The organism is Salinarchaeum laminariae (genome assembly GCF_023204835.1).
Lineage (GTDB): Archaea > Halobacteriota > Halobacteria > Halobacteriales > Salinarchaeaceae > Salinarchaeum > Salinarchaeum laminariae.
The window spans coordinates 1,239,542-1,253,453 of the sequence record NZ_CP096270.1 but is presented as its reverse complement, the minus strand read 5'-3'; the positions used below and the strand labels follow the sequence as shown (position 1 = coordinate 1,253,453).

At 64.2% G+C, this 13,912-nt stretch carries 9 protein-coding genes; 3 read left to right on the top strand and 6 right to left on the bottom strand.

Going from position 1 to position 13,912, the window contains the following annotated elements; genetic code table 11:
- From MXF70_RS05665 to MXF70_RS05650, 4 genes are all read right to left on the bottom strand, one after another.
- Nucleotides 1-1,140 carry an ABC transporter permease gene (locus tag MXF70_RS05665; RefSeq protein ID WP_248518031.1) on the bottom strand — a complete coding sequence of 380 codons (1,140 nt, stop codon included), beginning with the start codon at nucleotides 1,138-1,140 and terminating at the stop codon, nucleotides 1-3.
- Nucleotides 1,121-2,140, bottom strand: a complete 1,020-nt coding sequence (locus MXF70_RS05660; RefSeq protein WP_248518030.1) for an ABC transporter permease — start codon at nucleotides 2,138-2,140, stop codon at nucleotides 1,121-1,123. Before MXF70_RS05660 ends, MXF70_RS05665 begins: the two co-directional genes overlap by 20 nt.
- A gap of 27 nt (nucleotides 2,141-2,167) precedes the next feature.
- Nucleotides 2,168-3,964, bottom strand: a complete 1,797-nt coding sequence (locus tag MXF70_RS05655) for an ABC transporter substrate-binding protein (RefSeq protein ID WP_248518029.1) — start codon at nucleotides 3,962-3,964, stop codon at nucleotides 2,168-2,170.
- Between the two features lie 485 nt (nucleotides 3,965-4,449).
- A complete protein-coding gene (locus MXF70_RS05650; RefSeq protein WP_248518028.1) occupies nucleotides 4,450-5,388 on the bottom strand; it encodes a HEAT repeat domain-containing protein in 939 nt (312 codons plus the stop codon).
- A 371-nt stretch (nucleotides 5,389-5,759) separates the two neighbouring features.
- Between MXF70_RS05650 and MXF70_RS05645 the strand changes: the two genes are divergently transcribed.
- Nucleotides 5,760-7,439, top strand: coding sequence for a CRTAC1 family protein (locus tag MXF70_RS05645; RefSeq protein ID WP_248518027.1), 1,680 nt, complete (start codon nucleotides 5,760-5,762; stop codon nucleotides 7,437-7,439).
- A gap of 87 nt (nucleotides 7,440-7,526) precedes the next feature.
- On the opposite strand, the gene MXF70_RS05640 is transcribed toward MXF70_RS05645, so the two are convergent.
- Nucleotides 7,527-8,882 carry a DUF7405 family protein gene (locus tag MXF70_RS05640; protein ID WP_248518026.1) on the bottom strand — a complete coding sequence of 452 codons (1,356 nt, stop codon included), beginning with the start codon at nucleotides 8,880-8,882 and terminating at the stop codon, nucleotides 7,527-7,529.
- A gap of 172 nt (nucleotides 8,883-9,054) precedes the next feature.
- Nucleotides 9,055-9,378, bottom strand: a complete 324-nt coding sequence (locus MXF70_RS05635) for a hypothetical protein (RefSeq protein ID WP_248518025.1) — start codon at nucleotides 9,376-9,378, stop codon at nucleotides 9,055-9,057.
- 616 nt (nucleotides 9,379-9,994) lie between these two features.
- Here MXF70_RS05635 and MXF70_RS05630 point away from each other — a divergent pair.
- A complete protein-coding gene (locus MXF70_RS05630; RefSeq protein ID WP_248518024.1) occupies nucleotides 9,995-12,838 on the top strand; it encodes a HAMP domain-containing methyl-accepting chemotaxis protein in 2,844 nt (947 codons plus the stop codon).
- A 157-nt stretch (nucleotides 12,839-12,995) separates the two neighbouring features.
- Nucleotides 12,996-13,847: a creatininase family protein gene (locus MXF70_RS05625; RefSeq protein ID WP_248518023.1), complete on the top strand. Its 852-nt coding sequence runs from the start codon at nucleotides 12,996-12,998 to the stop codon at nucleotides 13,845-13,847.
- The last annotated feature ends 65 nt before the right edge of the window (nucleotides 13,848-13,912 follow it).

Sequence of the window (13,912 nt, the reverse complement as noted above, 5' to 3'; positions counted from 1 at the left end):
TTAGGCCATTGCCGGCTGGACGCTATCGTCGTCGTCCATCTCGTGATCTTCGACCGTGTCACCCTCGTGGCGCGTCCGCACGCGCGGGTTGAACAGCCGGTCGGTCCCCTGCGAGAGCAGGATGAGGCCGAACGACAACAGCACGATCGGGGCCATCGGGACGATGATGAGGTACCGGGGCCCGCTCGGTGCGAGCGCGCCCTGGTTGGCGTACGCCCAGTTCATCATCACGCCCCAGTTCGCGATCGTCGAGTACGACAGGAAGCCCAGGAAGTACAGCCCCACCGTGTCGTAGATCACCCGACGCGCCGAGTAGACGAAGTTAACCATGATGTACGGCATCAGGTTCGGCAAGATGTCTTTCTGGATGATCGATGGCGTCCCGATACCCATCGTGCGGGACGCCTCGACGTAGGACTGCTCGCGCAGGGAGAGTACCTGCGCCTGGATCGTCCGGGCCAGGCCGGCCCAGACGTTGATCGTCACGACGACGCCGATGAGGTACGGGTTCGTCGGATCGAGAATCGCGACGATAACGATCACCAGCGGCAGGCCGGGGATCGACATCGCGACGTCGGTGAGGGTCATCAGGACCGTGTTGACCACACCGCCCTTGTAGCCCGCAACCGTGCCGACGATCGTCGCGACGGCGATCGAGAAGACGCCGCCTGCCAGAACCATCCGGAGCATCCGCGGCGTCGCCCAGACGATGCCGGCGAAGATGTCCCTCCCCTCGGGATCAGTTCCGAGCGGGGTTTGCCAGTTTTCGAATGGCTGGCGACTACGCTCGTACCCTGCGACGCAGTTGTTCCCGTTCGCGTCACAGCCGAAGGCACTCGACGGCTTTGTGAGTTCCCAGGGCGAACCGACGATCCCCAGGAAGTCGTTGAGGATCGTGTAGCCGTTCTGGTGGAGGTCCGACAGAATAGCGATCAGCACGAAGGCGCCCAGGATGATGATCCCGGTCTTCGTTCGCCAGTCGGACCACGCGATTTTGGCGGGCGCTACGAGGCCCTCGTAGAGGACCTCCTTGTACTCCTGAACGGCACCGACGTCCGTCGACTCCGCGTCGTCGAACATCTGGCCGCCGTCAGTGCGAACGTCGTCCGCCGTGTCTTCCTCAGTAGGCTTCACCTTCATCACCCGATTTGATCCGCGGATCCAGATAGCCGTAGGTCAGGTCTGCGATATACGTGGCGATGACGACGCTTACCGTGATCATCAGGAAGATCGCCATCATCAGCGGGATGTCGGTGTACTGGACGGCGCGATCCATCCAGTAGCCGACGCCCTGGTAGACGAAGATCTGCTCGAGGATGACCGACGCCCCGAGCATGAACCCGATCGACAGGAGCAGGCTCGTGTACAGCGGGAGCACTGCGTTTCGCCCCACGTATCGGAGCGCGATTCGTCTGTCGGGGAGGCCCCGAAGCTGCGCGACGCGCACGTAGTCCTCGCCGAGCACCTGAATGCTGTTCCCGCGCATCGAGAGCGCGAGCAGCCCGTAGGCCGTGATGACGTAGGACAGTGCGGGAAGCGTCGCGTGTCGAATGGCGCCGCTGATGAACGCCAGCGTGAAGCCCGGATCGACGCCGTCGGGAAGCTTGTACCGCACCGGGAAGTACTGCGTGAACACCCCTTCTGGGTAGCCGATGTAGATGATCAGCAGGATACCGGCGACGTAGTAGGGAATCGACGTCGTGACCATGCCCAGAAGCGTGTTCGAGAGGTCGAACAGCGACCCCTCTTTGTAGGCCATGATCGCACCCAGTGCGAGCGAGATGCCGAAGAGACCGAACGTGGCCAGCGCCATGACGAACAGCGTCCACGGGACGGTCTCGGCCATCAGTGTGTTCAGGTTCTTCTGCGCTTCGATCGACCAGCCGAGGTTCCCGGAGAGGAGCTCGCCGAAGTAGGCGATGTACGCCTCGTGGAACGGCGCGTTCGGGTCGATCATCAGCTGTTCGACGATGTTGCTTCGGACGATCTCCGGGTCCTGCTCCGGGTTGTTCTGGATTACCTGGTCGACGTAGGTCGCGACCTGATCCCCCGGCATCTGCCGCGTCAGGAAGAACGCCAGCGACGCAACTGCCCAGAGCGTGAACAGCGCCTGCCCGGTCCGTTTTACGTACCAGTTCATTGGAAATAAGAAAATAACCCGCGGCGATCAGTTGGTTCGTGCCTTCATCAGGCCTTCCGTCGCCTCCTCGCTCGCGGAGCTGAGCTTCTCGCTGACCTGTGGGAGCCACCAGAGCGGCCAGAAGACGGAGGCGTGCGATCCAAGCTCTCCCTCCGGCGGGATGTCGAAGTCGGCGGTGTCGATGAAGGACTGCTCGTACTTCTCCATGATGACGAAGACGGGCACGTCCTTGTTGACGACCAGCGCGAGGTCACGGATGTGCTGCTCACGCTCGCCCTCAGGCGCCGTGGAGAGCGCCTCGAGAGTCTCGTCGATGTTGATCGTCTTGCCGTCGATCTCGACTTCGTTCTTGTCGTAGCCAGCGAAGTGAGAGCTGTCGTCCTCTCGAAGGGTGTTTCGCAGCTTGTAGTTGAGAGCGAAGTACGGGATGGTGTACGTACTGCCACCCGCCGTGTGCTGGTCGGCTGCCAGGTCGAACCCATCGCCGAGGTTCGCAGCGTAGGTACCGGGACCGTTGGAGTTCCCGTTGCCCGAGATGTCCCAGCCAGCGTTGCTTGCCTGGTCGACGACTGCCTGCGCGGCAACGGCCCAGTCGGACCATCCGGCGGGGTACTCCAGCGTCGGGCTGATGTCGCTCATGGAGTAGCCAGCCTCAGAGAGCAGCGACTCGGCCTTCTCGGTGTCGAGCGAGTAGGAGTTGAAGCCCTCGGGCTCGTCGGAGCCGAGAGCCGACTCGACGCTTGCGGCCGTCAGTCCCGTCGGAGCCGGGTGCTCGACCTTCGTACTCGAACCGACGTTCTCGATGATCGCGGTGCGGTCCAGGGAGTAGTAGAACGCCTGGCGGACCTCTCGAACGCTCCACGGCTCGTTGGAGTGGTCGGGCCAGATACCCATCCCGAACCCACCGGGGATCTGGAACTGTCGCACGGAGTCGGGGAATCGATCGAGCGTCTGCGGGTCCGCGAACAGGCTGTGAACGCCGTCCAGCTCGCCCGCCTCGAAGGACGAGTGGAACGCGTTGTTGCTCTGTCGGTAACCGAGGTCGTAGCCATTCCAGTTGTAGTGGTCACCGGCGACGGCGTCGTCCTCGTAGTTCTCGAGACCATTACGCGGCTCGTAACGGTGGTAGTTGGACTCTCGGGACGTGAGGGCGAGGGGACCCGACGGATCGGGCTCCGGAACCTCCACGCTGGCAGGGGACTCGTTGTCGGCCTCGTCCTCCCAGATCGACGGGGCGAATGCGGCCTGTCGGTCGAGGACCGAGTACGTGATGAAGTCCTGGCGAACGTCGTCGGCGTAGCTCACCGTGAGCTCGTAGTCGCCAGTTGCCTCGATGTTGTCGGCCAGATCCCCGAGCTGGTCGCCGTTGTTGATCTGGATCTGAAGCTGCAGTGCGAGGTCCTCGGCGGTAATGGAGTTCCCAGTGCTGCCCCAGGTGAAGTTCTCGGCGAGAGTGCACACGAATGAACCGTCGGTGTGCTCCCAGTCCGTGACGAGATGGGGAAGGAACTCGCCGTTGATGTAGTCGAACTGTGCCCAGCGGGCGTACACTCCGAACTGACTGTGCGGAATGAACCACCCAGCAGCAGGGTTGTACTGGAACGTGTCGACGGCGAACGAACCGGACGCCGTCTCGAACCAGATGTTCTCTTCCCCGTAGTCGTAGGTTTCACCGGAGGTGCCGTCGTCACCGTCGTCGTCGCTGTCGCCGTCACCGCCAAGGCAACCGGCGACCGCTGCCGCTCCAGTTGTTCCAGCGAGCGATACGAATTTCCGTCGGGAGACCACGTCGCTATAGTCCCCACTTGAATGGCTATCTGCCATACGGTCACTGAGTCATGGTCACACATACATAAATGTTTCATATGTCGGTGGCGGGTGGAAAACGGGCCTGAGAAGCCCGAAATCCGGGACCCCTGTTACTCGGTCCCACCCCTCAGATAGAACCACATCCGGTCGTGATTGCCGGTTCGCATCGTCGCTACGGCCCGTTGAGGGACGGGGCGTATCGATCGGGCAACGGTCGGGCGAGCGACGACCCCGGAGAACGTTCACCACGTCTGGAAACCATCGAGGCGATCTGTACATCGGTATAGCCGAAGCCTGGGCGGCTGCTCGCACGGATGGCCCGCAACCACCACGACGTCGATCGAGCGACCGAAACGGTCGAGGAACGGGAGCGCCGGAGTACGTGACTGTCGGAAAACGACCTCGGAGAGCGAAAGACGTGGAGAGTGAGAACGACGGGGAGAGTGAGAACGACGGGGAGAGTGAGAGAGACGTGGAAAACCACGGAGAGGAGCGACGGCTCAGTGCTGTGCGTCGATGAAGTCGGCGGTCTCCGTCGCAAGATCGCTGACCTCGGGAGAGACGGCCTCGTCGTCGGATTCGGCGACCTCTCGCAGCGGCTCGATCGCTTCCGGTGCCTCGGCGAAGCCGAGGGCCTGAATAGCGTGAACGCGCGCAGCTCGCATGTCGGTGGTGGCGATCTCGATCAGGTCCTCTACCACTGGCTCCACGGCCGAACTGTCGTGTTTGGCGACGTTCGCGACGACGTCGGTAGCTGCACCCCTGACGATCGGCGGCTCCGTCTCGAAGGAGGGTCGCAGTTCGGTCAGCCGACCCACGAGCGCCTCGGGTTCCACGTCGCTGACCTCCACGAGTGTGTGAAGCGTCATCTCACGGATGCCGTACACGCGCTGAACGTCGTGCTCGACCTCGTCACCGCGAGAGGAGAGCTGGTCCATGACCTTCTCGCGGATGTCGGGATCCATCTCGTCGAGATCCGCCTGCGTGGGGACGCCGTCGTCCGGGGGATCGGACGCGATGGCGAGAAGTTCGTCGACGTGTTGCACGAAGTCCTCGGGGTAGTGCTCGAGGAGCGGGGCGATCGCTCGCCCGGCTCGGTAGCCGGTGAGTGGCGGCATCTGGTCGAGCAGTTCGACCAGGCGAGGGATCGCCGGTCGAACCGCCTCGGGATACTCCGATCCGAGGCGTGAGAGCACCTGCAGCGCGGTGCTCTGCGCCACGGGGAACTCGTCGTCGAGGTGGTCGATAACCTCGTCGGAGTGCTCGACGACTCGATCGGGCTCCTCCATAGCAATCGTCGAGAGCGCCATGAGACCGATGTTGCGGAAAGTGCCCATATCGTGATCGAGCAGCTTCACGATTGCGTCGACCTCGACGGACGTGGGATCATCTCGGACGGTTTCAAGAAGATGCTCGTCGTCCGGGGGTTCTGGTGACATGCTTGGGAACGTACTGACACAGCACCAAGTACCTCACGATACGAAGTGTACGACGGCGTGACTCCCGATTGTATGGTCGTACGCGACGAGAGCGAGTGAGAGGAGCGAGACGTTGAGAGTAGCATGACTAGCGAGATGGGCGAATGAGATGCTACTGAGAATCGGCTGTGAGAACCAACTGGGGAGCGAGTGCAAGGCCCCTGTGAACGCGAGGTCAGTGTGAGGTCAGTGTGAACTGCGTTGGCGGCTGGGCAGGAATCAGCCTGAAACCAGTCCGGAAGGATCGTGACGGGAAACGAGAGCGGCAGCGATACCACGCCGAGTCCGCCACTCCAACAGCCTTATGAGCGCCAATCGGATCTCTATACGGTATGCGAGCGGTCGCCGTGGGAATATCCCTCTTGACGCTAGTGGTTTTGGGTGGATGCCTCGTCGGGGTCCCGGCCGACGTCGCCGTCGACTCCTCGGGACCACCTCCGAACGCCACGGACCTCTCCTTCGCCGAGGTCTCCGGAGAGATCGGATTCAACTACAGCTCGATAGAGGGCGGAGCCGGCAACGGGAACGACGGCATCTACGTCGCGGACTACGACGGCGATCTCAGGGACGACGTCCTCGTCCTCGGTGGCGAATCGCCAACGTTGTTCCACAACACCGGCGACGAGTTCGAAACGTCCGGAGCGCTACCCAACGTCTCCTCGCCCGACGCCGGACGGATCCAGAGCGCACTCTGGCTGGACCGTGACAACGACGGGAGCGAGGACCTCCTCCTGTTCCCGCGGTCAGCTGACCCCATCTACCTCGAGAACGATGGCGGATCCTTCGAGCAACGGGACGTCGGACTCGACGACGCGTTCACCAACCCGGTATCGGCATCGACTGCGGACTACAACGGCGACGGCTGTCTCGACGTGTTCGTCGCTCAGTACGGCCTCTGGTCGGATAACAACCCCCAGGCGTGGCAGAACAGCTACTGGGAGACTGACAACGGCAACCCGAACGCGCTCTACCGAGGGAGCTGTGGGGACGGGTTCGAGCGGGCCGAGGACGCCGGCATCGGACCCAACGACCGCGGCCCGCACTGGAGTCTCGCGACGAGCTTCGTCGACCTCGACGACGACGGACTGCCCGACATCCACGTCGCGAACGACTACTACAACGACACGATCTACTACAACGACGGCGACGGGACCTTCACCCGCAAGATTATGGGCGCGACCACGGACCGCAACGGGATGTCCTCGGAGGTCGCCCACGTCATGGGCAACGATCGCCCCGAGATCTTCGTGACGAACATCTTCTTCCCGCGCGAGCGTATCGGCGAGCTCGCCCCACTCCAGCGAGAGCTCATCACGGATTTCTTCTCTGTCAGGCTGGGCAAGCGAATGCACGGGAACAACCTCCTGCAGCCGACTGGCAACGGGTACGACGGACTCGGTGAGCAGGTCGGCCTCGCCGAGGGCGGCTGGGGCTGGGCGTCGGCGCTGGCAGACCTCGACAGCGACGGGGAGCGCGACGCCGTCCACAGCACCCAGACGGTCGTGACCTTCGACAAGGAGAACCCGGTCTACGACCTCCCGATGGTCTGGCTCCAGCAGGACGGCCAGTTCTATCGCCAGGACGCCGACGAGATCGGCCTGGAGAGCGCCGACGGCCGTGGCATCAGCCGAATGGACTACGATCTCGACGGCGCCCTGGACGTCGCCGTCGCGACCTACGACGACTCGTACCTGTTCTACGAGAACCAGGCCGAACAGGGCAACAGCCTGCAGGTCGTCGTCGACGGCGGCGACGCCGGGACGGCCGTCGGCGCGGAGGTCTACGCCACGGCGGACGGCGAAACACAGCAGTACGTGTCGAACGCACGCGCGGACTTCCAGTCTCAGGAGAGCAGCGTCCTCCACGTCGGGCTTGGCGACGCCGAGGCAGTCGAAGAACTCCGCGTCGTCTGGCCGGACGGCACCGAACGAACCTTCGAGGACGTGCCGGCTGGCGGGCGCATTCGGATCACTCCCGACGGGATTGAGCAGCGACTCGACTACGAGGACTGACGACCACAACGGGCGCCGCTCGCGAAGCTCTCGAAGAGTAGGAGTAGAGATCGGTGTCGGCGGTGCGCTACGCGCGTAACGGCACGGTCACTCCCCGTCTGGCTGCGGAGACGGCAGCGCCCGCTTCGAGCGCGGGGGGATGAGATACGTGCCACGGCGCTCGACGGTCAGAAAGTCGACGATGCCGCTGTGGTGGGGATCGATGTCGTCGGATCCCATGTCGTTCATCGCCTCGCGAACGGAGACGAACTCCTCGATGCCCCGTTGAACGGAGGTGAAGTTCATCCCGGCGTCGTGCTCGGGGTCGGAGACGTTCCCCTCCGAACGCCGCAGGATCTTCGGAACGAACGACTCGTCACGAGCACGGGCGGTCTTCTGGGTATGGCCGAGCCGGCCGTGCTCCTCGGCCTTCTCGGAGAGGTTTTCGGTTTTGTCCTCCGTGATGCGGCTGCTCGCACCGAGGTCCTCGGCCGTGTCGCCGACCTGCTCCTCGTCGTAGCTCGTGCCGAACATCTGGGTCACGCGCTCCTCGTCGCTGAGTTCGTACCAGCCGTCGAGGTCGATGCCGAGCCGGCTGACGAGCTGCGTCGTGCCGCTCGCAAACGGCCCCCCCTCGAACGTCACCTTGTCTTCGGGCGGGTTCGAGTCGTCGAACCCGGATTTGAACCCCATCGATAGCGGGGACTCCTCACGAATCTCGGGGTGGTCGAGCTCCTCTGCGGGGTTGCCGCGGCCGACGACTGCAGGACGGCGGCCGATCTGCTCGAACACCGAGGCGAAGTCGCCACCGACGTCGACGCCGTTGATCCTGTCGAGATTGCCGGCGAGCGCCTCTTCGACGGACAGCGGAATCGTGCCGTAGTCGCTGTTGAGCAGGATTGCGACGTCGGCGCTCTCCGCGGTTGCGTCGTCCTCACCGAGTCGGTCGATGACGTCCTCGGGGCGCTGGAGGTCGACGCTTTCGGGGAGCGGCTCCTCGAAGCGATCGAAGTAGGTCGGCGAGTAACCCACCATGAAGAGAAGCCCGCGCGACCACGTCGCGCTCGTGTCGCCCCCGGTCCCACGCTGGTAGGCCCGTTCGACCGACTTGAGCGCCTCCTCTACCGCGGCGCGCTCGTCCTCGGTCGGCGGAATCGAGCCGGTGTATTCATAGAACAGGACGAGTTGCTGTTCGGGCAGATTCGTGTTTCCAGAGGGCTCACGTCGGAGATACGCGTTCCAGGCGTGCTGGCGTTCTGGAAGTAAGGAGAGATCCTCGGGGCCCTTCGGGAAGTTTGGGTCCTCGGGGGTCGGCCCCCCATCCGTGGTGTTCGAACCTGGACCGTCACTGGAATTCCCTGACTCCACGTTGAGACACGCCGACAGCGCGCTGGCGCCGCCGATCGCCAGTGCACTCCTGACGAACTGACGCCGCGGGATCGCTTCGAACCGATCGCGTGACATGGCCACACAGTATGGAGCAGGGGGATAAATGGGTGTTGTACCCTCGGCCAAACTACTCGGGGGACGGGCTCGGGGCAGGACGGGCCGTAGACGAGATCGAGTCGGGGATGGAGAGGAACGGTGCGATAGGGAAACAGCACGTAGGCGAAAGGGCGCGCCAGGCCGACGGTGCTCAGGCCGATTCGTTGTACTCCTTGGGCGCACGCATACGATTGCACTGCCAGAGCACGAGGGCGACGCCACCGCCGGTCGTGCCGAGGATGACGAACACCATCACCGAGATGACGAAGGATGCCGTCGACTGCTCGGCGAGCAACATTGCGATCGCGTTGAGAACCGCGAACACCGTCAGCATGATGAGGAGCATGAAGTAGTACTCCGAGTACTGGCAGACGTTGAACCAGAAGCGCGGCCAGAACCCGCTCTGACTGGGTCCGATCCGGTCACGTGGCTCCTCGGGACGATCATCCGACGGGGGAGAGCTATCGCTTGGCATACCGGCTCTCGTGGGCGGGTGGTTATAAACACCGGTACCGCGAGGAGAGCCGACTACGTTGCGGCCCAGGCGGTGATACGGAACGTCGGGAACGGATCGCAGAGGGAGACTAATGGGGAGGGGCAAGCAGGGCGGAGAGCACGCAGGAATGCCAGGAGGGAGTGCGAAGAGAGGATACCAAGATGGAGTACCAAGAGACGGTGCCAGGAGGGAGGTGGTGGAAGGAGTGACCAAACGGACGTGAGACAGAGAGGAAGAGACGCGACAACTGTTCGGAGAGCTGTACGAGAGAGTGGCAGATGAGAGAGGACGAAGCAACTGGGACAGAACGACGCAGACTCGAGATCGGTTTCGCCAGACTGTTGCAGGAAATAGAATATAACTGATACGTTTTCGTTCCGGGAATCGTCGGACGTGGCGACCCACGGTCGTTCAGCGGAACGGCATCGCTCGCTCGCCTGTGCCGGGTGCAACACCGCTAGCGGGGCATGCGAAAACGACCGTGGTTTCGGATTTGCAGATGCCGAAAAGAGCAGCACTCAGCAAGCCAACACCTTTAATATCGGGCGAAAGCGTTGCCTACTACATGCCAAATACCGGAGGGTCGTGAACAATCATGGCACCGAAACTCTCCTCACTCCTAGTCCCGTCATTCATCCAGCGCAGATACACGGCGAAGTTCATCGTCTCGATTCTCTTCGTCCTGCTGGCGATCGGGATCGTGGGGTACGTCGGGTACGCACAGGTTAATACCACAATCGAAGACAGCACGCAGACGAACGTCGAAACCACTGCGTCGTTGCAGGCCGACTCGCTGGACGAGTGGACCAGCGCGATGGGTTATCAGACCCGAGCGGTCGCAAATCTCGATACCGTCGCTAACGGCGACGCTTCGAGGATACCGTCCTACCAGACGAATATGCAGGGGTACGCGGCGATACACGTCCTCGATCTGGCCAACGAGACGATCGTCCACTCCTCGGTGAGCGATCTCGAGGGAGAGCCCATCAATAGCGTCGACGACCCGTGGTCGACCGCGGATCTCGAATCTGCAACCAGCGGCGGGGACCTCTGGACCTCAGAGTCGAGCTACGATTCCAGTACCGTCCCGGGCACGCAGGTAGTCGCGTTCGGTGCGAGGACGCCGACGAACGGCGACCGAGTCGTGATCCTCGACGCGTCCATCGGTACTCGCGTGAACCAGCTCCAGCAGAGCGGGTCCAGTGATTCCGGTAGCAGCGACCAGACGAGCGACATCGTCGAGGGCAACGGTAACTACGTCCTCAGCCAGGAGGGGACCGCCGAAGGATCGATCGATGATCCCGACGAGCTCCAAGCGATCCGGGACGCCCTCCAGGAACAGACGGTGCAGTTCACCAGCAGCGGTAACTCGCTTCGTGCATACGCGCCGGTCGACGGCTCGGGGAACACGAACGACTGGGTGGCGATGACCACCATCCCGAAGGACGAGGCGTACACCGTCCGTGACACGGTCGGGCAGAACGTCCTGCTGATCGTCGGGGTTGCGTTCCTCGCACTCGGCATCATGGGCGTCGTGCTCGGTCGACAGACCGTCACGCCGCTCCGCCGGCTCCGATCCAAGGCGCAGTCCATGGAGGAGGGAGACCTCGACGTCGACCTCGAATCCGGACGGAAGGACGAGATCGGTCAGCTCTACCAGGCGTTCGACAGCATGCGGCTGTCCCTCCGCGAGCAGATTCAGGAGGCCCAGTCCGCACGCGAGGAGGCCGAGGCAGAGCGCGAACGCATCCAGCGCATCAACGAGGAGCTGGAGGCGACCGCCGACGGCTACAGCGACGTGATGCAGCGGGCAGCAGAGGGCGACCTCACCGCTCGCATGGATGCGTCGACGGAGAACGAGGCGATGGAGGACATCGCCGAGGAGTTCAACGAGATGCTCGCGGAGATCGAGGGCACGGTCGAGGAGCTCAACGCCTTCGCCGCGGAGGTCGCGACGGCCTCCGAGCAGGTGACCGCCTCCAGCGAGGAGGTTCGCTCCGCCAGCGAGCAGATTAGCGACTCCGTCCAGGAGATTTCCGCTGGCGCCGAGCGCCAGAACGACTCGCTGCAGTCCGTCAACCAGGAGATGTCCGACCTCTCGACGACGACCGAGGAGATCGCAGCCTCCTCCAACGAGGTCGCCGACATCGCCGAGCGGACCGCCGAGACCGGGAAGGAAGGTCGCGACGCCGCCCAGGCGGCGATCGCGAGTATGCGCGAGATCGAAGACGAATCGAGCCAGGCAGTCGAGGAGATCGGCCAGCTCGAACAGGAGGTCGGGCAGATCGACGAACTGATCGAACGGATTCAGGAGATCTCCGACCAGACGAACATGCTCGCTCTCAACGCGAACATCGAGGCCTCCCGATCCACCAGCGGCGACGGCGACGGCGGGTTCGGCGTCGTGGCCCAGGAAGTCAAGGAGCTCTCACAGGACGCCAAGGAGGCGGCCGAGGAGATCGAGGACCGGCTCGAAGGAATTCGAGAGCAGACCCAGCGCTCCGCCGAGGAGGTCGAGCAGACCAGCGAAGACGTCGACGAGGCGAGTGCACAGGTCGCCAACGCCGTCGAGGCGCTGGAGGAGATTGCGGAGTACGCCGCCGAGACGAACACCGGCGTGCAGGAGATTTCCGCCGCGACGGAGGAGCAGGCAGCCTCCACCCAGGAGGTCGTCGCGATGGTCGACGAGGCCGCGACGATCAGCGAGGAGACGACCGCGGAAAGCGAGTCCGTGGCCGCAGCCGCCGAGGAGCAGACCACGGCGCTGACGGAAGTGTCCAACTCCGCGAGCGATCTCTCCGAGCAGGCAGCGCGCCTCTCGGAGGCGCTCGATCGCTTCGACACCGACGCAGACGCCGACGCCGCGGAGACCCGGATGCTCGACGGCGAGCAGCTCGAGGGTGACCTCGCCGAGGCCGACGAGCTCGACGACGGCACCGGCGACGCCCCCGAGGACATCGAGGAAGACATCGACGCATTCGAGCCCGGCGTCGAGCCCGACGAGTTCGGTGCCGATACCGCAGCAGATGCCGAGGGCGGCGTCGACGAACCCGCCGCGGCTCCGGCCGCCGAACCCGACGACGAATCCGGCGACGCGCCCGACGAATCCGACGGCGACGACGCTGACGCCACCGAGGCCGAGGGCGACGCGGAGCAGGCCGAGGAGGACGTGTTCGAGTTCGGCGCCTCCGAGGGCAGCGACGTCGTCGACGGTCTGGAGGACGACGTCGCGAACGCAGATGCCACGGATGCTGACGCCGCGGACGGCGTGCTGACTGACGTCGCCGGCGTCGGCGACGCGAAGGCCGACGCACTCCGCGAGGCAGGCTACGAGTCGGTCGCGGATCTCCGCGCGGCGAGCCAGGCAGAGCTCGCCCAGATCGAGGGCATCGGCGACGCTCTCGCCGTCGAGATCAAGAACGACGTCGGCAGCGAGTAAGCGATCGGCTGCGGCTGCGGCCGGTGCAGTGTTTTTCCGGATTTTCGTCGCGCTGGGTTCGACCGCGGCATCGATGGCCGAGAGTGGCCCACGCAGCGACCGGTAACCTGCTTGCCCGCGTCGGCAGATCTTTGCGACGGAACGACGATGGCAGCGTATGCGACTCGATCCAGCAACCAGCCTCGCGGCACGGCCGGCGCCGGACGTCCGAGCCGTCGCCGAAGCGCCGGGGTCGATCCTGGTCGTTCCAGTCGGAAGCATCGAACAGCACGGCGAGCACCTCCCGGTCGCGACCGATAGCCTGCTCGCAGAGGCCGTCGCGCACGGCGGCGTCGAGCAAGCCAGCGACGGCACAGCAGATGGAACCGATTTCGACGTGCCCGCACTCGTCGCGCCGGTCGTCTGGACCGGCTACTCGCCCCACCATCTCCCCTTTGGCGGCACGCTCACGATCGGATTCGAGCGGCTGCTCGGCGTCCTCGAAGATCTCGCAGCGAGCGGACTGGGCGGCAGTGTGGGGAGTGGGGACACTGAGAGTGGAGAGAGCAACGGCTTCGACGCGCTCCTCCTCGTCAACGGCCACGGCGGCAACGCGGCGCTCCTCGAGGGCGCAGTGAGCGAAATCGGTATCGCGAACCCCGACGCGGAGGTCGTCGGCGTGACCTACTTCCAGCTGGCGGCGGGGCTGCTCGAGGACGTTCGCGAGAGCGAGCCGGGCGGCATGTCCCACGGCGGCGAGTTCGAGACGTCGCTCATGCAGCATCTCCACCCGGAGCTGGTCGGGGACTCGCGGGCGGCGACGCCACTGGAGCCCGCGTACGATCGGTCCAGCACTGACCTCCTGTCGGGCGGCCCCGTCTCCGCATACCGGTCCTTCGACGAGTACACCGATAGCGGCGCGATCGGGGAGCCCGCGCTGGGAACCGCGGAGACTGGCGAAGCGATCTACGAGCTGGTTACCGGCGAGCTCGCGTCGCTACTGGCGGAGATACACGAGACTGCACGCTAAGGCCAGTGGAGCACGGAGGGCGGATCGCCGGGCTCGAAACCGATCGATAGAGGCGTTCACGTGCA